The sequence below is a fragment of the Rivularia sp. PCC 7116 genome, from assembly GCF_000316665.1.
Classification (GTDB): Bacteria; Cyanobacteriota; Cyanobacteriia; order Cyanobacteriales; family Nostocaceae; genus Rivularia.
Window position 1 is genome coordinate 3,527,615 of the sequence record NC_019678.1, and the last position, 20,854, is coordinate 3,548,468.

The window sequence follows — 20,854 nt, forward strand, 5'->3', positions numbered from 1 at the left end:
GCTTATTGAGTCTCGCGCATTGTTCCAAAATGCAATAAAACCTCTATTCTACGAGGTAAGTAATTAATTATGCCCCTGAAGTGAATATGTACAGTGTTGGTTGAGCAATTTCTAGTCTGCTTGTTTTACGGGAATAGTCGCAACAGCTTGAGCGTTTGATTTGCTTTTAACTGCGAAAACGGAAGATATGATTTTGGGAAACACGATGCAGATAACAGTACTGACAAGAGTTAATAAAAAACCATCAGTTAAACTCATCTTGAACTCTCCATTTTCTGAAAAAGTTTATATTCTATTGTGGAACAAAATCTTAAGAATTAAATCAGTACTGGCTTTTAAATTTCTTCTGATTTATATAACTGGCATTTAATATTTATATCGGATTTGACATTCGCGAACCATACACCGTAAAGCAATTATGATGATAAAAATTTTCTTTTGTTAGAATTTATTCACCAAGACAAATTGGAAATTATTGCTTTAAGCACCGCTTAATAATTGTTTTTCATCTAAAATGCTGTTTTGAAGGGATTTTTTATTCCTATTACAGCTTGTCTGTTTGGTAAATATTAATGTCATATATCTTTATATCTCTATAAACATATTTTATCGAACCAGGTTTATATAAATAAATTTTTATAGATATAAGTTAACATTAATTCACCAAATTCATCTGACTGCGGATAAAAGCATTTGTATCTGTAATAGTTGTCTATTTGTACCAAATGAAGCAATATACTTTCATATACATATTATTGACTATAAAGCCAGCATATGATTTCTAAAACTAAGAGCACAAAAAATTTATTTCCTAAGCTTTCTGAAACGGACAGTTTAAATTTAAAAAGCGCGGTGGATTACTCAAAGGTAGAGTCCTTACCTGAAATTTGGTCAATCGCAGCAAGTCAATTCGGCGATATAACTGCTTTGCATAATCCCCATGCTAAGCCTAAACAGGAAATATTTACTTATAGACAACTTTTTAATCAAATTCAACAGTTTGCTGCTGGTTTACAGGCTTTGGGAGTCAAGCCAGAAGCTGGGATTTCTCGGATTTCACTAATTGCCGATAATAGTCCTCGCTGGTTTATTGCCGACCAAGGTATTATGACCGCTGGGGCTGTAGATGCAGTCCGCAGTTCTCAAGCTGATGTCGATGAGTTAGCGTATATTTTGGCTAATAGCGATAGTAATGCTTTAGTAGCGCAAGATTTAGCAACTTTTGAGAAATTGCGTCCTCGTTTAGATGATTTACCAATTCAATTAGTCATTTTGTTAACTGAAGAATCACCACCAACTGAAGAAGTTATTAAGGTGTTTAATTTCGGGCAGTTAATGGAGATTGGTGCAAAGCATAATCTAGAACCGGTTAAGCGAAGCCGCGATTCTTTAGCAACTTTACTTTATACCTCTGGAACTTCGGGTAAACCCAAAGGAGTAATGCTTTCTCACGGAAATTTGCTGTATCAGGTACGAAATTTACGGGCAATAGTGCAACCTGAAGCTGGAGATGTTGTTTTAAGTATTCTTCCCACCTGGCACGTGCTAGAACGCACCGGCGAGTATTTCCTGCTTTCTCAAGGCTGTACCCAAGTTTATACAAATTTACGTTCGATCAAAAATGATTTGAAAAAGTATAAACCCCACTACATGATTGCGGTACCGCGTATTTTAGAATCAGTTTACGAAGGAGTACAAAAGCAGTTTCGCGAACAACCAACTTCCAAGCAAAATTTAATTAATCGGTTTTTAGGTATTAGTGGCAAATATATCCAAGCGCGACGAATTGCTCAAAACCTAGATTTACAAAATCTGAATCCCTCCACGGGAGAACGAATTGCGGCTAGCATTCAAGAAAAAGCACTTTCACCACTACACGCCCTAGCTGGAAAAATAGTTTATGGCAAGGTAAAGGAAGCGACGGGAGGAAGAATTAAACAGTTTATTTGTGGTGGTGGTGCATTAGCAAAGCACATAGATGACTTCTACGAGATTATTGGTATAGAAATCTTGGTTGGTTACGGCTTAACGGAAACCTCTCCTGTTACTCACGCCCGCCGTCACTGGAGCAACTTACGAGGTTCTTCGGGATTGGGGGTACCGGGCACGGAAGTCAAAATTGTTGATTTGGAAACTCGTAAAGAATTAGCGCCCACAGAAAAGGGTTTGGTATTGCTTAAAGGACCGCAAATTATGCAGGGTTATTATAAGAACCCAGAAGCAACAAAGAAAGCAATTGATAGCGAAGGCTGGTTTGATAGCGGCGATTTGGGTTGGGTAACTCCCCGTCTAGATATAGTTTTAACCGGACGAGCAAAAGACACTATCGTATTAACCAACGGGGAAAACATTGAGCCGCTTCCCATCGAAGACGCTTGCTTGAGATCTTCATTTATCGACCAAATAATGCTAGTGGGACAAGACAAAAAAAGTCTTGGTGCTTTCATAGTTCCGAATGTAGAAGCATTAGAAAAATGGGCAGAAGCACAAAATTTGGAATTATGTGTTAAAGAAGACAATGTTACGTCATCCACCAGCCAAAAAATCAACCTTGAGAGTAAAATGATCCAGGATTTGTTTAGGCAAGAGTTGACTCGGGAAGTGCGGAATCGTCCGGGATATCGACCGGATGACCGTATCGGGCCATTTAAACTGATTCTGGAACCGTTTTCTATGGAAAATGGCATGATGACACGCACTCTTAAAGTCCGGCGACACGTTGTGATGGAACGCTATCACGATATGATTGAGCGGATGTTTGCCTAAACATATTCATTTGTTATCGAACTTCAAAGGAAAAAAAAGATACTTCTATGGACATCTCTAACCCTCAATTGCTGCTAAAACGCGTTATTAACGTTAAAGCCATCGTTACACCTTTATGGAAAGAGGAAGTAACCCAGCAATTACAATCTCAAATCAACCAAACCGACCAGCAATTACAGCAAATTGATGTCCAAGGGCAACGAGCAATTACTGAAATTCAGAAGCAAGGTTTGCAACCCCCAGGACCTCAAACACTACAGCAAATTGAGAATATTCAAACTCAAGTGAATGAGAAAAAAAGCGAGATGCTAGAGCAGAAAAACCAAAGCCTGCAAAATCTCCAACAAGTACAAATGCTTGAATTAGACCAAGAAGTGAATCAATTTCAACTCGAAGGTTTCTTCCGAGCAGAACAAGGCGATAACCTAATTAGTAAAATGCAGGTCGAAATTGTTCTGCGCGATGGCGTTATCGAAGAAATTCGCGGCGACATTTAACAAATAGTAAGAATTCTGGATTCATCAAAAGTGAATTCAGAATTCTGAATGTTTATTTTCTTCTCGGGTATGATTTCTCGATGGTGAAAGGTAAAGATTAACGACAGGCTGCGCTGGGAACTGTATTGTTTCTACTTACTAAACATTGCTCGGAAGAACCAGCCCACACAATTTGCCACAACGGAGGCGAACTTACAAACAGCGAACGTCCTAAGCTTGTCAGTTCAACTTTATATTTAATTGGCTTTGTCTCCGATGAAGCTAAATTAGTTTGGGTAATCAAAACCATTGCTCGATCTCTTTGAGGATAAATTACCTCCACCTTGCGATTTAACTGCTGCGATTGAGTTGCATCAAAAGCATTGATGGCGAGGGCTGCCGGATCGGTGCCTCTAAGTACCGTCCTAAATCTGGTTAGCGGTATTGCTTTATACTCTATCCTCGAGTGGTATGCTACAAGCTTTTGATTTGGGTTCTGCTTTGCCTGGATTTGCTGTTGTTTTTTAGAGTTATATAACCGATTAGAATGCCATCTTTGGATTCGATCAATTCCAACTACAACAGCGGTGGCAAAGATGCTTAGCGTAAATAGCATCAAAAATTTCAACTTTGCCGACATAAGATTTTAAGAAAATTTTAAAGGGTTGGTTTTTTTTATCTATCCATAATGAATTTTAATTCTAGACATGACTCCTTACTTCATGCCCTGAGTAGAATTTCCGAAAAATTTTGCTAAAAAAGGATTATGCTCGGAGATATTTTTGACTTTACTTGGGTATGTATTACTTAATGCTGTGTATCCCGAACGACATCTAATTGGAGATTCACGAACAAAAATTTAGCAAAATTTCTCAGGTTGAAAAAATATAAGCACATTCTCCATAGGTAAGCAGACGACTTTATATTTTTTTAAGATTCTGATATTTAATACCTTCCTTAGTACGCACAAATACAGATTCTTCTACAAGTGTAGTTCTAAAATAGTTCGTCGCGTCCGCCCTCGCGATACAATGCAATCTGGAAAAAACTATTAAAGTCCGTAAATTATTTATTCGCCTTCATTTCTTATGAGTATTCACGAAATATTTATGCCCGCGCTGAGTTCTACAATGACCGAAGGTAAAATCGTCTCTTGGGAGAAATCTCCTGGGGACAAAGTAGAGAAAGGCGAAACGGTGGTAGTTGTTGAATCAGATAAAGCAGATATGGATGTGGAATCCTTCTATGAAGGGTACATGGCACATATCTTAGTAGAAGCCGGAAGCAGTGCCCCTGTAGGTTCTGCGATCGCGTTTTTAGCGGAAACTGAAGCTGAAATTGAAACAGCAATAGCTCAAGCCAAATCGAGCGGTGCTGCACCAGAACCGGCTAAAGTTGCTGCTGCAACTGCCCCCGGACAAACAGCACAATCTGCCCCAACAACTTCAACGAATGGTACTTCTCAAAATGGTGCGGCACGTGGGAGTGGTAGAAAAATTGCTTCACCCCGCGCTCGTAAATTAGCTAAGGAATTTAAAGTTGATTTAAGCGGTATTTCGGGTAGCGGTCCTCACGGGCGTATTATTGCACAAGACGTGGAAACTGCTGCCGGTAAGTCTACTACAGTTAAATCTTCTGCACCTGCAACGGCTCAACCAACTGCTGCACCCGCTCACAGTTCTCCTAAAGTTACCCCTGCTGCGACACCTGCACCTATGCCAGTAGCAGCAACTCCAGGGCAAACAGTACCTTTGACGACTTTGCAAAATGCCGTAGTGCGGACTATGAATCATAGCTTGTCCGTACCGACATTCCACGTAGGTTATTCGATTGCTACCGACGAATTAAACAAACTTTATAAGCAAATAAAATCTAAAGGCGTAACAATGACGGCGCTACTAGCGAAAGCGGTAGCAATGACATTACAGAAACACCCCTTGTTGAATACAAACTATTCAGAACAGGGAATAGTATATCCTGCGAACATCAATATTGCGGTAGCTGTAGCAATGGATGACGGAGGATTAATTACACCAGTATTGCAAAATGCCGATCGACTAGATATTTACAGCTTGTCGCGTAACTGGAAATCATTGGTAGAACGCGCTCGGGCAAAGCAACTGCAGCCAGAAGAATACAGTAGCGGCACCTTCACCATATCCAATTTGGGTATGTTTGGCGTAGATACATTCGATGCTATTTTGCCACCCAATCAAGGTTCAATATTAGCGATCGCTGCATCTCGTCCGGAAGTAGTAGCCACCCCCGACGGTATGATGGGAGTACGTACTCTAATGAAAGTTAACATTACCTGCGACCATAGAGTTATCTACGGTGCCCATGCAGCAGCATTCCTCAAAGATTTAGCGCAATTAATTGAAACCAATTCTCAATCTTTGACAATGTAAATAAATTGGGAATGGGGAATTGGGAATTGGTAATTGGTAATTGGTAATTGGTAATTGGTAAAATCAATTATTCTTCCCCCTCTTCCCCATTTCCCCCCTCTTTCCCAATGCCCGATGCCCCATGCCCAATTCTCCATTTTCTAATCTTAAAAATAAACTTACCTCGGCGAAATTGCCACCATCATTGCTGTAGGATACTTAAGAATTAAGATAAAAGAGGGAATAAATATGTCTTTTAAATATAAAGTATTATCAATCGATGGTGGCGGTATTCGTGGTATTGTTCCGGCAATAATTCTTAAGGAAATTGAACAACGAACTCAAAAACGAATATGGGAATTGTTTGATTTAATCGCTGGAACTTCAACTGGAGGTTTTCTAGCAATGATTCTCACCATGCCAAATCCCGAAAATCCAAATACTGCTCGGTACAGTATGGAAGAGATAATCAATATGTACCGAAAAGATGGAAAAAATATTTTTCACGAGCCTTTTTTAGAAAGTTTGACGGAAGTTGATGATTTATTAAGACCAAAATATCCTTCTGAGGGTAGACAAAAAATTGCTGAAAAATACTTTCAGGATGCCGTTCTTCAAGATGCATTAACTAATATTTTTATTACTAGTTACGATATAGAGTTGCGGGTGCCGGTATTTTTTATTAATAATTCTACATTTCAAAGACATTCAGGAACTAGTTTTCGCAAGCTTTGTACCGATTACAAGATGATAGAAGCTGCGATGGCAACTTCTGCTGCTCCAACTTTTTTTGAACCTTATAAATTAGCGATGCGCGGTTGTGATGATGCTGGCGATTATGCTTTAGTCGATGGTGCAATGTTTGCAAATAATCCTACAGCCTTAGCAATTGTTGAAGCTATTATCTATTCGCAAAATCACGGTGAAGAAATAGGTTTAGAAAATATTTTAGTTGCTTCTTTTGGTACCGGTTCTCTGACAAGAAAATTTCCTTACGACGAAGCAGTTAATTGGGGAAAACTGCAATGGTTGCAGCCATTAATTAATATTTTTCTTGATGGTGCTAGCGAGGTCGCAAACTATCAATTAAGACAGTTATTACCGGATGCCCAAAATATCGATAAACAGTACTACCGCTTCCAAAAAGAATTAACTGAAGCAAATGATGATTTAGATAATACGACTGAAGAAAATATGAAATTATTGGAAAAAGTTGCACATACAATTATTTCAGAGCAAAGTCGAGAACTTGATAAATTGTGCGAGCATCTTGGAGCTTAAAAAGACTCTTGATTATTTAATTTAGCCAAGAAATCTTGTAGGTTGGGTTAGACACGATAAGTAATGTGAGCTTGTGACGAAAATCGATCAAATCGTGTCGTAACCCAACATGATTATTTAAAGATAGACTTAGAAGTTTTCTTGCGTCTAATCAAACCTACTAACTGTTCTCTGTTCCTTTTCACTCAACGGCTTTTAACACTGAAGGCATATTACTTTAGACTGAGAAACTTTTAAGAATAAATTCCTTTTGGGTGACGGATTTTAGCAATAAACAGCGTTAATCTACAGCACAGAAGTGCAGCTACTGTTCCTAACCCAGACGGTAACAAGCTTTATCTTTATACAAATTAACTTCCTGTTACCAACCTATGAAATTAGAAAGCGATAGTTTTTCTGCGGATGGATTAATTCCACCTGAATTTACCTGCGATGGTGAAGCAATTTCCCCATCTTTGAAGTGGGATGAACCACCTCGTGAAACCCAAAGTCTGGTGTTAATCATGGACGATCCAGATGCTCCCGGTAAGACTTTTGTTCATTGGGTGCTTTACGATATTCCACCGAAAACTCGTTATATCCCTCAAGCAATTGCGCCGGATGCAATGCTAGATGGTAGCGGGATTCACGGCACTAACGACTACGAACAATTTGGTTACGGAGCTCCATGTCCCCCCGACGGAACCCATCGCTACTATTTCAAGCTATATGCTTTAGACACATCTTTAGGTTTAGCTGCGGGTGCTAGTAAAAAAGATATCGAAGCAGCTATGGAAGGGCATATAGTTTCGCAAACAGAATTAATCGGACGCTACAAACGACAAAAGTAGTTTTTAGTAGTTTTTTTAATGAACTGGTGAAAGGAATTCGTAGTAGGTAATAGGGAATAGAAAACAGCAAAATAAACCGGGTTTCTAGTCGTAAAAATATTATTCTTAGTTTAGCGATTCATTAGAAACCCGGTTTCTAATCTAAGCACAACATATGACTTTAATCTAAAATTGAAATTATAGTCATGCAAGGTACGGCTTATGTCTTCTCCATTTCCAGGAATGAACCCCTATCTAGAAAATCCTGAATTATGGTCGGAAGTTCATCATCGTTTGATTACAGCAATTGCTGATGCAGTAGAACCGCAACTTAGCCTAGAATATCGGGTAGCTATCGAAAAGCGGACTTATTTAGGTGATGTTGAAGATTCGGTTTTGGTGGGAATTCCTGATGTAGCTGTAACAACTAAAAAAAATACTTCTACTGAGAATAAAGTAGCAACAGCAACTTTACCCGTTCAAGGTGAATCGGTAACTGTAAAACTTCCAGTACCGGAAGAAAAGAAAGAAGCATATTTAGAAATTCGAGAAGTCGCAACTGGGTATGTCGTAACAACTATCGAAGTTCTTTCTCCTACTAATAAACGTACCGGAAAAGGAAGAGATGCTTACGAAGAAAAGCGTCGAGATGTATTAAGTACTCCTACACATTTGGTAGAAATTGACTTGCTTCGTGCTGGCAGCCCGATGCAAATTCTTAGCGAAATTCCAAAAACTGATTATCGCATCTTAGTTGCTCGTGGAAATCGTCGTCCCTTAGCTGAAGTGTTCGGATTTTATCTTCAACAACAAATCCCTCAATTTTTGCTTCCTCTCAAATCTGAAGACAACGAACCTTTGGTAGACTTACAAAGTTTGTTAGAGCAAGTTTACGAAAGAGGAAGATTTTATTTAGCAATTGATTATAGTATTGAACCAGTACCAGCGTTAAATTCGGAAGATAAAATTTGGGCTGATACACTTTTGAAAGAGAAAGAATTGCGTAGTTAAAATATTTTGGGACTAATAACTATTTAGAGAAATAACCAGTGTAGCAAGAACCAATCTGTTGGAAATTCAAAGAGCAGTAAAGCGCGATCGCGGGAATATTCTCTTTATCTACCCACAGTTTCAAAACTGCATATTCTGAAAGTAATTCTTTAGCCAAAAACGCTAGCAGTTGTCGAGCTAATCCCTGTCTGCGAAATTCGGGAAAAGTGAATGGCGCTACTACCAAAGCATAATTTGCTGTTGGATTGTACCTAACAACTGAAGCAATTTTACCAGAGTATTCTAAAACTGCTATCTGACGCTTTTTAATTAAACTGTTCCAATCGCGATTCGGATTTCCACTACCGCGCTCTGTAATATATGCTTGCTCGTAAGCTATGAGTGCAGGTTTATCTTGTAATGTTGCCCAACGACCTTTACTATTATCTTTAATCTCAGATAGTTGAGTACAAATCATTACTAATTGGTCATATTCTCTTTCTATTTGATAATGTTCGAGCATCAGCGGACGAATCCACTGTTTAACTTGACTTGAAGTAATAATTTTTTTAGGTAAACCGCATTTTTTAACCAGGGAAAATAAGATTTTGGTAGTAATTTGATTGCTACTCTCAAAAGATGTTTGAGTATTTTGAGAATTTATCATCATAGCTCCTTGAATATTATCCGGAGTTACCTTTTGATTTATAGATGGTTTGTAGGAAATAGCAACTAATTCTCCAGTTTTATCGGGAACGATTTTACCTAGAATAACAAGATTAAGAGCGTATTCTAAATCTGGATTTGCAGGATGATATTTTTGTAACCAGTAAGCAGCAGCTTTTATTTGTTGATGAGAAGGAAATATAATAATTTTATCGCGCTTGGTTTGATGCATTCAGATAATCTGCCAAAATGTTGATTTTTACTATTTGTTTATAAACAAAAAAAACTTTCTGTAAAACAAATATTATCAAGAGAAACTTTAATTTGAAAGCTTTCTTGAGAGCTACACTGAAAAGAAGGCAGTTGAATAAAATTATCTATATTGATAAATTATACTTATAAATCAAATAACCTAGCTTCTTCAAAAAACTAGGTCATTAATATGCTTTAATTTCACCAGATTTATTAACTATTCTTAAATACTCTTCAATCCTTCTGCTCTCAGAATAACTTTACCGCTTTGACGAACTATTAAAGTTGAACCTTGAGGATTATTACCATCTTCAGTAATCGCACTTTCTATAGCATAACTATATTCTCCATTTTTCCAACCAGTTACACATTTACCATTCCGACAATAAACTTTACCACCTGTTAGTTCGAGACAATTGCCTTTAGAATCGCAGCCATAATATTTGACGTTTCCGGTATTATTAACACCATTCCAAGAATCGTAATTGCTAAGTTTGATAGTCCATTCGCCGTTACTCAAAGTTTGAGTATCTCCGGAAGATTTTCCAGATTTAGAACCACCAATAACTTCCATTTTGACAATTGCGGATTCTTTTTTAGTCTTGCCGCAAGGTTCGATACTTTGACAGTCATTGAAATTTAATATCTTGTAGCTAAGTTTAACTTTTTGATTTATAAATTTTTCTTTGTCAGCACAGATATCAAAATCAGCATTAATATTATGCTCTTTTCCTTTTTCGTCAATTAAGGTTACATAGCAAGCCAAATCACCTTGTTCTATTCTTTTAATAGTTCCAACTTTTGGCTGTCCTTTTCCTGCTATAAGATTTCTAGAAACATTCTTAACTGGATTTGTTGTCTTACTAAAATCTTTATTAGCGTTAGTTGAAGTATCTGTTATGTCTTTATTTACTGAGTCTACTTGTGAATTATCTTTTATATCACCCGCATCTGAAACTATTTCGGAATTATCTGACGGAATTTGATTATCAGTATTGTTTGTTTGAGCGTTATTACAGCCAACGAATAATAAAGAAGTAATTAAAACCGCAGTTGTGAAGATAGACTTTTTCATGTTCTGTAAAATATTGGAGATTATAGATTTTAACTATAGATAGATTTTCATACAAGCTAAAATATGTATATTCCGAAAATTATTTTTATTTTATTTTTAAAAGTTAATTACATGAAATAGGGAACCTTTACAAGAGGTAAAATTCTTCAAGAATATAGCTCAGGATAATAATTTACTGTTGGAATACTAATAATATCAGGTTTGCATTAATAGTTATTATTAATGCTCGTAGTTGCGTTTTCGCGCTCCCTATAAAAGGCGCTGTAAGCGTTAGCAGAGAGTGTCCGTAACGACATAGCTTTCTCGCAGAGTAGCGCAACTACAAACATTTTCCGCGTTAATTTTCACAATCCATAAACCCGATTCCCATCACCGGGTAAAATAGTCAACGACCTAGGATTTATCCTATTACCGACAGTAACTTCGGTTTCTCCATCCCAAACTTCAATGGAAAGTACTTTATCTGCGGAGCCTTCGTAATCAAAGTATTGACACCGCGAAGCTGTACGTCTTTGCACGGTACCTTCACGACTCATACTCGCTACCCCAGAGTCAACGCATTTATAATTTTCATCCCCGAAAGTTAACTTTTTAGGTGGTGGTGTTTCGCTAATATCTAATTGATTGGTTGCTTCTAGTAATGCAACTTCTACAGTGTCGTCTTCATCCACGCTTAACCATCTAATGTCATTATTATCTTGCAGCATATATTCCAGCCAGGAATACTCACCATCTTTATAAGTAAGTTTTCCTTCCACCACCCAGTCAATACCCATGTATTGAACAATATCGCCGATTTGCAAATTAAATATATTGCGTTTGAGCGACGGTAATTCTTTTTTAGGTTTACTACCAGGTAATGTACCTCGCTGTTGAAGCACTAATAAATAAGCTCCGCCAGCGATGATTACGAAAACTCCAAGCCATAGTAATAGTGTCATAGTTTTTCCTTGAGATTTTTTTATAGGGGGGTAGGGGGCAATCGGTTCAGTTCAGAAATTGATCTGTTGAGATAAGCAGGGGGAGCAGGGGGGCAGGGGGCAGGGGGAGAGAATATTGCTTATCTTATGGCAAAGTTAGATGGATCTTGGTCTCTGCGATGCCTAATGGGAATTGGTTCTGGCTGTCTTTCACCAGCTAAAGCTGCGGTTTTTTCCAGGGATTCCCTTAAATGCTTGGCTGCATAGATGGACATATCTCGGGGTACATTTATGCGATCGCGCAGATATCGTAGAGCAACATCTGAACCTGCTGGAGGTACGCAGTCTTTACCAGTCATCATGTGGGTTAAAGCACAGCGTAGCGCTTCATCGAATAATTTATCCTTGGCGGGGTTGACTCGGATAATATTAGCGCGGTGTGCGATCGTTCTCTGAAGGGCTTCGGAGCGGGAGTTTTCGGGTTCTGGATAACCAACATCTGGCAGTCCAAACCAAGGACCATTATCTACCCGCGCTTTATTAATCAGCATTTGGGGTTCGCCGTTTTCCCAACAGCCCCCCATCTGTGGCGGCAAATCGTGTACGTGGGTGTGAAAGTCGCTCTGGGTACCGCGATAGGTTGGTCGAGTTTCCATTGCCGCAAACCATGCGTTAAAGCGAGGATTGTCTTCCCGCATGGAGTAGCCTTTGTAGTAATAAAGGCTGGCATTCATTCTTTCTACATAAGGGGTAAAGATGACATCAACTATGCCGAAGTTATCTAGAAAGTAAGGTCCCGGAGTTGCCGCCAACGCTTGCTCAATTTTAGCCACTACTTGTATAAATTGTTCTCGGTTGCGTTGTTCTTGTTGAGAAGAACTTGCTGGGTAGCACAGCCAAGAACACCATGCTCTAAATAAAAGTCGTTCTAATTGGCGTAGAGGAATCACATTAGAATCTTGCATTCCTTGATTCAATACGCCAAAAACTCTTTCCAAAGCAATCAAAATATCATCGCTTTCGGTAATAATCTGCCCATCTAGCTCGATAGCGGGGAGCATTCCTGACGGAACTTTACGTTTATACCAACTTTCTTTCTTCCCGTAGCAGAACATTGTCACTTTCTCGATGCGGTAGGGAATTTGTTTTTCCTCCAACCACAACCAAATTTTTTGACAGTAAGGACACCAAGCGTGATTATCGCGGTAAAGCGTTACCCGTACATCAGATTCCGACTGCCCAAATAAGCGCAACCTGGCTCTAGCATTCGTAGAGCCATTTACCGTATCTATTTCATAATCCGTAAGTGTTTCTAGTTCTTGCCAGCTAAGAGGAGTGGTAGTCATAGGATGAGTTGATATGGCTTTACTAAGGACTTTTCTTGACTCTACAATATTTTTTATTGCACTAAGTAGGTCGGTTTTAAAAATCGTAATTAGGATAAGGGAGTAGGAAAATAATAAACGGTAAGAGGTAAAAATGACTCAAACGCTACCTAAAGTACTAACAGAAACACTAATAACATTTGAAGAATTTGCCAACTTAGACACGGGGGATAAAAGATATGAGTTACATTCGGGGATACTTGTAGAAATGGCTCAACCAATCGGAGAACATGAAAACGTTACAGGTTTTTTTATCAGAAAATTATCAGCCAGATTTGAAAACTTCGATTTACCCTACTTTATTGCTCCAAAAGTTTTAGTAAAACCATTAGGCAAAGATTCTGGCTTTTTACCCGATGTCTTGGTATTAGATAAACGTAATTTAGCCAACGAGCCATTATATAGAAAGGAATCAACCGTCTCTCAAAGTGCATCAATTCCTTTAGTAATAGAAGTGGTAAGCACAAACTGGCAAGACGATTACGCCCTAAAATTTGACGAATACAGCGATATTGGCATACCTGAGTACTGGATTGTTGATTATCTTGGAATAGGTGGTAAAGAGTTCATTGGTAGCCCAAAAGAAGCAACGTTTACAATTTGCGAATTAGTAAATGGTCAGTATGTCAGAACAGCATTAAAAAGTGGAACTATTCAATCAAAAGCATTTCCCAATCTAAATTTAACTGTTGAGCAAATTTTTAATGCTGCTGCATTTTAAGGCTTATTTATAACTCATAATTCCTAACTCAGAACTATGCCCAATTGCCAATGCCCCATGCCCTTTAGTAACGCTATACAACCTAAGATGGTGCGTGACGCGATTATCTTCCTTATCGTCATAACCAAATTAATCGAACACGTCACATACCCTATAATTACTAACTCCTAACTATTCCCAATCCCCAATGCCCAATGCCCAATGCCCAATTACCCATTACCAAATTAATAATTCAACCATCGCGCTTGCATTTGATAGCTAACAATTACGGGATGGGAAAGTCGATTTATTTCTACGTTTCCTAACTGTATATCTTTTGGTAGTTCAAATAAATTATGTAATAAGCTTTCTGTTAAAAAGCGGGTTTCTACGGGGAGTTGCAGTTTTTCTGAGTTTAATTCTTGACGGGATGCCAAGACAAAACCCCAAGGACCAAAACTAGGAACGGTTACTGTATAAGGATTTACTTTTAATCCGACTTCTCCAAGTGTTGCGGCTATACAACTAATTACTTTCGGAGCAAAAAATGAACTCGATGCTTGCGTTACAAAAACACCTTCATCTGCAAGTCTTCCTAATAAACGTCGGTAAAAACCTTCTGAGTACAGTTTGGCGATCACTTTTTGGTCTGGATCGGGGAAGTCTGCAATAATTACGTCGAATTTTTCTTTAAGTTTGGGCACGCTTAGAAATGCGTCGGCGTTGATTACTTCTACCCGAGAATCCTGCAAAGAATTATCGTTAACTGTTCTTAATTGTGGGTGACGGCTGGCTATTTTAACAACTTCTGGATCTAATTCGATTAGTACTACTTTTTCAACTTCTTTCCATTTAAGTACTTCTCTAATTGCCATGCCATCCCCAGCACCTAATACCAAAACCTTTTTTCTATCAGGTGTTGCGCTCATGGCTGGATGCACTAATCCTTCATGATAGCGGTATTCATCTATCGTGGAAAGTTGTAAATCGCCGTTGAGAAACAATCTGGCATCTTTACCTTTACGGGTTAATACAATTCTTTGATAAGGAGATTGTACTCTTTTAACTATAGGTGCTGAATATAAGTTATTTTCTAATTTATTGCTGATGGGAATAGTTGCAGGTGCCAGAGTTAAAAGCAGTACACCCAAAATTAAACCGATGTAGCTCCAACGTTTTAAATGGGAAAAATTGCGTCCGATAAAAAATACCATCAAAGCCGGTAATGCTCCTAATATAAAAGCAGTAGGAAACATGCCGCACATCGGTAGCAAAAGAACTGGAAAACCTAGCGAACCGAAAAGCGCTCCCACATAATCCAGCGCCAGCACTCCAGCTAAAGCTTCTCGAACTCCTTCCTGCATTTCCAGAACTCTGGTTAAAATTGGTACTTCTAAACCGGCGAGTATTCCCAGCAAAATCGTGACTAAAAATAACCCCAGCCAAATCGAACCATTCATCACGAATAAAGCGAACAAACCCAGAGGTAGCAAGGCTGTTAATGGAGCGATCGCCAATTCTACACCCACAAAAGTTAACAGCAGTTTGCGTTGTAGCAAACGACCTTCACCATTAGGTTCAATAAACTGGCTCAAGTAAGAACCAACACCCATAGCCGCCAAAAAACCACCGACAGCAATACCATAAGCAAGAGCTTGATTACCTACCAAATAGCTAGCTAAAGTACCTAAAAGTAGTTCAACAGCCAGCCCGCAGCCAGAAGAAACAGCCGCAGCAGCCAGTAATAATTTATGTTGAGTACTGGTTAAAGAATAACTATCCTTTACAGTACTTTCCCCTATCTCAGAAAAATTATTTGCTTCCATTTCATTTCAGTAAACAGCGAACAGTTAACAGTTAACAGTTAACAGTTGTTCATCCGGAGGATGTGGATCATCAGTGAGCAGTGGGCAGTGGGCAGTGAGCGGTGAGCGGTGAGTAATTAAGAGCTATCAACAATTTAGTGGGAGCGTCTCGCTCCCTACTAGCTGCTTACTAAAAATATTTCTCCCCCTCTCCCTCTCTCACTCTCTCCCTCTCCCCCATCTCTCTTACTTTCCGGTACCGGGACCTCCACCTCGGAAACCACCGTATGAAGAACGTTCGGATGAGTAAAATATCCAGGTTCCCCGGTTGTTGTAGTAGCCTGATGCACTAGTTCCGCGACGAGGGGAGAAGTTTGCTTGTTTTTCTTCGCGCAATACGAAAGCAGATTTTTGGGTATAAGCGTCGGTAATTGACCATATTGCCATTAGTGCGGCTATTCCAGCAAAAACTTTTGTAAGCATAGTTTTTATTTAAATTATTGTTTGTTTTACCTGTTTTTTCAATCCAAAATTCAAATTCAAAATTCAAAATCCTATAGGCTATCTGTTACTGAAGAACCAATGTGTATAGCTTCTACTGCTCTACGAGTGCGATTACCGTCGATAACAGTAAGAACTGTTCTATCAACTGGTGCATCTGGTATTACTTCTACATGAAAACCATATGAATCTTGGTTTTCTAAGACAAAGAATTTTTGTGCAAAACCCGTTACTTTTTCAAGTTTTCCATCTTCTCTATGAAAAGTTAAATTCAAAGGAATATGTTCGCTGTATAGCTGTTCTCCATAAGAATCATTGACAACCAATCTAGCTGCCATTGTACGGGGGCTGTTTTCGTCTGATGTGACGTTGATTTTCACCCGCACCAATTTATTAGCACCACCAAGAGTTGCGCGATCGCTAGGATCGCTATCGTTGATTGCTTTGGAAATCACCTTTTTACCAGTATTTGGTGCTGCAATATACGTGATCACTGCCAAAGCTAAAGTCCCAAATAAGCCAGGCCATAAATGACGGTTGTCTATAACTCCGTTAGTAATTTCTACGTCAAAATTTACGGCATTCTTCGTCGGTTGCGGTTGATTCGCTTGATTGCCAATTAAATCATTGGCTGAAAATGTAGTTAACGATCTAGCTCTTCCTCCCGATAAATTTTCATAATCGAGTATAGAAATAGCAACCGTTACCTCTTCGTTTTTCTTAGCACGTACATCTAAACCAGCATCTAAATCATCTTCGCTCCAGCTACCAGATTCGCCATCTTCATACCAAATCCCTGATTGTCTCCATGCATCTTTGGTTGCAGAAGCAATCAGTTTTCCTTGTTTATCAAGCAACTGAATCTCGTACATCACTGAATGATTGTCTGGTAAAGAGGCTTTTGCATCAATCCGCAATGCTCCTACTAATTGAGGCTCAAGTTTCAAGGCTTCAATTTTGACTACTTCTTCTTCAGCAACTCTAACAGTTTTAGAAAAAAGCACTTTGCCAAAAAATGCAGATGCAATTAATGCTAAAAAAACAAAGCCTGTAGCACCAAAAGCAATATAAAGTGCGGGATCTATAAAACGATTTGTCTTCTTTACATTTATACTTGCTGACATAATATTTTCAGCTTGACAGTATTTTTAACAACACAATGACATGATAACCTTCCGGAAAAAGTAAACTTAGTTTATAAAACTACTGTAAGTCAGATTTAACAAAGGATTTAGCTTTCTTGAAAATGTATAAAGTCAATTTTTATTCAGCTAAAAATGATGATTTTACGGATAGAAAGCTATTAACAGTTAAGGGTTTGTGCGTAAAAATACAGTATAATTTAGTATTGTTTACCAAAATCATTACGGCTGATTTCAAATAGTAAATTTACCGACCTTTTTACTTTCCACGTCCAGGGCCACCTCCTGGAAAATTGGTGTAAGAGGAGCGACCTCCGGAAGGAGCGTAGTAGCTATTTCTAGTAGTACATTGGGCTATGCCCCATAATAATGTGAATATTGTTAGTCCAAGGAAAATTGCTTTTATCATAGTTTTTATCAGATTAATTTTTATAGATACTCAGATAGCATTTTAGCTTCACAGTTATCTTAAGAACAAGTTTACGATCACCTTTGAGAAAAGCAGATTTGATACATAAAATAATCAAAATTAAAGATATACCAATAATTAAGCTTTTTAGATTGATACATTAATAATTATTTTGAAGCTAAAAATGTGGATTATACGGTTTAATTGCTCAATCTAACTAAAAACAAGTAAGTATAATTATAGCTGTATATATTTGTATTTATAAATCAGTTAATCTATAGTTAAATTTGTATTTCAATATTTATAGCGTTTTTCATTTGGATGCAATACAAACTGAACCTCACCGAGTAGATTTTTAAGGGTTTGAAGCCCCCGGATTTATCCGTGGATTATACTCTATCGAAGCCCCTAAATTCATTTATGGGAAATTAATTACGAATTACGAATTACGAATTACGAATTATATTCACCTCGTTTCCTCTCCTTAATAAGGGATGTCCGCAAGGACAGGGTGAGGTTTTGACTATATTCTGCTCAACTGACAACTGCTATATTTACTAATAAATTATTAATATTTTCTTTTTCGGAAAAATCAATATCTACTTCTTTGCTAATACAAAAAAGGTTGTAATGTCATGCCAAAGACCTTTTTCTGTAGCCAAGTTTTCAATTATTTTTGCAAATTCAGCTTTCAGTGATTCTTTTTTTTCTAACGAAAGTTGCAACAATGGATTTTCAGGATGAATCCAAGTATTTGCATCAAAAATCTTCTTGGCATTATCAACCGGTATATACTTACCGAATTGCTCAGTGATGACTTTAATGTCATTATAACCAGCTTCTTTTAAAAGAATTTCGCATTTCTCTTCGGTACCCAAAGGCTCGTGTATATTAGGTAGAGAGATACCGCAGCTAGCACAAGATTGAATGATTGCAGGTGTCATCAAAGAAGTTTCTGCATAAGCATTAAAAGCTACGATTCCCCCTGGCTTTAGCAAACGATACCAATCTTTAAAAGCAGTAGGAATATTTTGAAAAACCATCACCGCCGAACAACATAAAACCGCATCAAAACTGTTTTCGTTAAAGTTTAGATATTCTGCGTCTACTTCAATTAACTCAATATTGTCTAAATTAAATTTATCGATTTTATTTTGTGCTTGCTTAAGCAAAGCTGTAGCAATATCAACTCCAATAACTTTGCCATTTTTACCAACCATTTCAGCTACAGGAATAGCAATCAAACCCGTACCGGTGGCAATATCAAGTACTTTATCTCCCTTCTTTAAAGGCAATAGTTTCAAAAAACTCTCGGCACGACGGTTTGCTAATTCACTAGCATCATAATTAGTTCTAGCATTGAAATAACCAGCTACTTGCTGCTTATAGTCGTTAAGATTTGTATAATTAGACATTTACAAAATATGATATATCAAGTATTTTTAATGGAATTAATGAAAGTCTTGCAAAACAGTTGATTGCTATATCAAATACTCTTATCAGTATTTTTTATTGATGTCAAAATATTATTCAATGTTATTCATAGGAATACATCCCACCTATGTTAAGTGCATAATCAGATTCTTTTTATCCCAAATATATATAAGACAAGAAAGTAAGAAAAGCAATATTTTCATTTATATTTAGTTTTGATGTTCAAATTAAAACTAAAAATTAAGTTCTTATGTAGTAACTTTAAACACTATAGAAAGTGTGTTAATAAAACATAAGGCTATATTACAATTCTAAATAAAATCTTTATTCAAATTTTTTTGGAGAGAAAAATATGATAAGACTATTGTCGATGGATGCAAACAATGTCATAGGTGTTTTAATTAAGGGTAATGTAAATCCTAAAGACTTTGAATTAGTGACAAATTTTATTAGAGGAGTAGAGGAAAACTACGAATTTTTACGAATCTATGTAGAAATTGAAGGCATTGAAGGATTTTCATTAGAAACTATAATTAAAGAATTTGAATTTACTTTAAGTCAGTTTCACAGATTTGAAAAAGAAGCAATAGTAATTGATACAAAATTAATTGAAAGTCTTGAAAATATGAAAGATTTGCTGGTTGCGGGCGTAAAAGTGAAATGTTTTCCCTTTGAAGATAGATGTCAAGCACGTTGTTGGATTCTGAGTTGATTGAGTTTTGAGTTTTGAGTTTTGAGTTTTTTTAATTTTTTAAATTAATCTTTACGTGCAACCACAAAAAAGGTTGTCTTGTCATTCCAAACACCTTTATCTGAAGCTAAATTTTCAACTGCTGCAAAAACATTACCAGATGGACATCCTGCTGTAATTTCTGATTGTAAAGCCATTCCCAAATGAAAAATCTGCGAATCATCAACACCACGCTGGGGGATAATTTCAATAGAATCGCAATCAATAGAATCGCTAGCTACCTTATTAAAAAGATGGGAATTAAGAGATATTAATATAAAATCAACATCTTCAAACCAACGTGCTTGAGTTGGAATACCTTTCGGAGTAATACCAATAAAACCTTTTCGCATTTGAGTAGTATGTAGTTTACCACCTGCTAACCTCCAATCAATTTGATAACTACTACCAAGTTGAATAGCAATAGTATGTTGTTGTAAAGAAATTTCCGGAGATTCAAAAGCTGGTAAACGATGTTGCTCAACTGAAATATCCTCCCAATTTGAAGCACTAGAATTAATTGGAGGTTTATAAGCAACGGGAATTAAATTTCCGCTAGCAACTTCAATCGCTGCAAGTCTTTCTGATACCATTTTGTAAAAATTGAGAATTGGGAATTGGGGAATATTAACAAATGATTTTTTGATGTAAAAAATAAAGACGCTGTGCCCGACAACGTCTCTACATTTTAGAATATATTTAGTTTTAATTTAGTTTTTAATTTAGTTTTTAATTATTTTCCTAAAACCTTAAGGGTGACAGGTGCAACTCCCGAACGAATCATTCCTAATTCTCTAGCTGCTTTACGAGAAACATCAATTACTCTACAGCGAATAAATGGTCCTCTATCGTTAATACGTACTATAACAGAACGTCCATTTCTTTTGTTTGTAACCTTTACTCTTGTACCAAAAGGTAAGGTTTTATGTGCTGCTGTTAACTTTGTATTACTTCCGTAATAAGAAGCAATTTGAGAAGAACATTTACGAGCTTTTCTACGTCTTTTACGTCTTCTTGCAATTAGCAATGATTGATTATTTTCTACTCTTTCAACTACATTACTTTCTTCACTTTCTGAATAAGCAAAAGCTGCTTGCTGGCTGAAAGAAGAAGCTGTGAAACAAAT

General features: G+C 37.4%; 19 protein-coding genes and 1 pseudogene. 8 read left to right on the plus strand and 12 right to left on the minus strand.

What is annotated here, in order from left to right; all coding sequences use genetic code 11:
* Positions 1-111: 111 nt before the first annotated feature.
* The gene (locus RIV7116_RS36450) at positions 112-258 is read right to left on the minus strand and encodes a hypothetical protein (RefSeq protein WP_015118912.1); all 147 of its coding nucleotides are present in this window, start codon (positions 256-258) and stop codon (positions 112-114) included.
* A gap of 519 nt (positions 259-777) precedes the next feature.
* Here RIV7116_RS36450 and RIV7116_RS13790 point away from each other — a divergent pair.
* The gene (locus RIV7116_RS13790; RefSeq protein WP_371261649.1) at positions 778-2,766 is read left to right on the plus strand and encodes a long-chain fatty acid--CoA ligase; all 1,989 of its coding nucleotides are present in this window, start codon (positions 778-780) and stop codon (positions 2,764-2,766) included.
* 47 nt (positions 2,767-2,813) lie between these two features.
* Positions 2,814-3,263, plus strand: a complete 450-nt coding sequence (locus tag RIV7116_RS13795; RefSeq protein WP_015118914.1) for a YlqD family protein — start codon at positions 2,814-2,816, stop codon at positions 3,261-3,263.
* A 97-nt stretch (positions 3,264-3,360) separates the two neighbouring features.
* Here RIV7116_RS13795 and RIV7116_RS13800 read toward each other — a convergent pair whose 3' ends face one another.
* Positions 3,361-3,858, minus strand: coding sequence for a hypothetical protein (locus RIV7116_RS13800; protein ID WP_232435797.1), 498 nt, complete (start codon positions 3,856-3,858; stop codon positions 3,361-3,363).
* A gap of 472 nt (positions 3,859-4,330) precedes the next feature.
* Here RIV7116_RS13800 and RIV7116_RS13805 point away from each other — a divergent pair, with 472 nt between their 5' ends.
* From RIV7116_RS13805 to RIV7116_RS13820, 4 genes are all read left to right on the plus strand, one after another.
* The gene (locus RIV7116_RS13805; protein ID WP_015118916.1) at positions 4,331-5,650 is read left to right on the plus strand and encodes a dihydrolipoamide acetyltransferase family protein; all 1,320 of its coding nucleotides are present in this window, start codon (positions 4,331-4,333) and stop codon (positions 5,648-5,650) included.
* Between the two features lie 228 nt (positions 5,651-5,878).
* A complete protein-coding gene (locus RIV7116_RS13810; RefSeq protein ID WP_015118917.1) occupies positions 5,879-6,910 on the plus strand; it encodes a patatin-like phospholipase family protein in 1,032 nt (343 codons plus the stop codon).
* Between the two features lie 371 nt (positions 6,911-7,281).
* Positions 7,282-7,740: a YbhB/YbcL family Raf kinase inhibitor-like protein gene (locus RIV7116_RS13815; protein ID WP_015118918.1), complete on the plus strand. Its 459-nt coding sequence runs from the start codon at positions 7,282-7,284 to the stop codon at positions 7,738-7,740.
* 201 nt (positions 7,741-7,941) lie between these two features.
* On the plus strand, positions 7,942-8,730 hold the full coding sequence (locus RIV7116_RS13820) for a DUF4058 family protein (protein WP_015118919.1): 789 nt from the start codon (positions 7,942-7,944) through the stop codon (positions 8,728-8,730).
* 19 nt (positions 8,731-8,749) lie between these two features.
* Here RIV7116_RS13820 and RIV7116_RS13825 read toward each other — a convergent pair whose 3' ends face one another.
* From RIV7116_RS13825 to RIV7116_RS13840, 4 genes are all read right to left on the minus strand, one after another.
* On the minus strand, positions 8,750-9,607 hold the full coding sequence (locus tag RIV7116_RS13825; protein ID WP_015118920.1) for a GNAT family N-acetyltransferase: 858 nt from the start codon (positions 9,605-9,607) through the stop codon (positions 8,750-8,752).
* Between the two features lie 243 nt (positions 9,608-9,850).
* Positions 9,851-10,702, minus strand: a complete 852-nt coding sequence (locus tag RIV7116_RS13830; RefSeq protein WP_015118921.1) for a hypothetical protein — start codon at positions 10,700-10,702, stop codon at positions 9,851-9,853.
* A gap of 344 nt (positions 10,703-11,046) precedes the next feature.
* Positions 11,047-11,643 (minus strand): DUF4178 domain-containing protein, encoded by a 597-nt coding sequence (locus tag RIV7116_RS13835; protein WP_015118922.1) that lies wholly within the window; start codon positions 11,641-11,643, stop codon positions 11,047-11,049.
* A gap of 119 nt (positions 11,644-11,762) precedes the next feature.
* A complete protein-coding gene (locus tag RIV7116_RS13840) occupies positions 11,763-12,968 on the minus strand; it encodes a glutathione S-transferase family protein (protein ID WP_015118923.1) in 1,206 nt (401 codons plus the stop codon).
* Between the two features lie 133 nt (positions 12,969-13,101).
* On the opposite strand from RIV7116_RS13840, the gene RIV7116_RS13845 reads away from it, so the two are divergent.
* Positions 13,102-13,728, plus strand: a complete 627-nt coding sequence (locus RIV7116_RS13845) for a Uma2 family endonuclease (protein WP_015118924.1) — start codon at positions 13,102-13,104, stop codon at positions 13,726-13,728.
* Positions 13,729-13,952: 224 nt separating this feature from the next.
* Here RIV7116_RS13845 and RIV7116_RS13850 read toward each other — a convergent pair whose 3' ends face one another.
* The 4 genes from RIV7116_RS13850 to RIV7116_RS13865 form a co-directional block, all read right to left on the minus strand.
* Positions 13,953-15,533, minus strand: coding sequence for a polyamine aminopropyltransferase (locus RIV7116_RS13850; protein WP_015118925.1), 1,581 nt, complete (start codon positions 15,531-15,533; stop codon positions 13,953-13,955).
* A 225-nt stretch (positions 15,534-15,758) separates the two neighbouring features.
* On the minus strand, positions 15,759-15,995 hold the full coding sequence (locus RIV7116_RS13855) for a hypothetical protein (protein ID WP_015118926.1): 237 nt from the start codon (positions 15,993-15,995) through the stop codon (positions 15,759-15,761).
* Between the two features lie 71 nt (positions 15,996-16,066).
* A complete protein-coding gene (locus tag RIV7116_RS13860; protein ID WP_015118927.1) occupies positions 16,067-17,137 on the minus strand; it encodes a hypothetical protein in 1,071 nt (356 codons plus the stop codon).
* A 1,026-nt stretch (positions 17,138-18,163) separates the two neighbouring features.
* Positions 18,164-18,979: a methyltransferase domain-containing protein gene (locus RIV7116_RS13865; protein ID WP_015118929.1), complete on the minus strand. Its 816-nt coding sequence runs from the start codon at positions 18,977-18,979 to the stop codon at positions 18,164-18,166.
* A 389-nt stretch (positions 18,980-19,368) separates the two neighbouring features.
* On the opposite strand from RIV7116_RS13865, the gene RIV7116_RS13870 reads away from it, so the two are divergent.
* Entirely contained in the window at positions 19,369-19,710 is a 342-nt protein-coding gene (locus RIV7116_RS13870; RefSeq protein WP_044290936.1) for an STAS/SEC14 domain-containing protein, read from the plus strand.
* A 44-nt stretch (positions 19,711-19,754) separates the two neighbouring features.
* Here the strand turns inward: RIV7116_RS13870 and RIV7116_RS13875 are convergent, their stop codons facing one another.
* A complete protein-coding gene (locus RIV7116_RS13875) occupies positions 19,755-20,321 on the minus strand; it encodes a hypothetical protein (RefSeq protein ID WP_015118931.1) in 567 nt (188 codons plus the stop codon).
* A gap of 140 nt (positions 20,322-20,461) precedes the next feature.
* Positions 20,462-20,668 (minus strand): annotated as a pseudogene (locus RIV7116_RS36955) (septal ring lytic transglycosylase RlpA family protein); the annotation flags it as partial.
* Between the last annotated feature and the right edge of the window lie 186 nt (positions 20,669-20,854).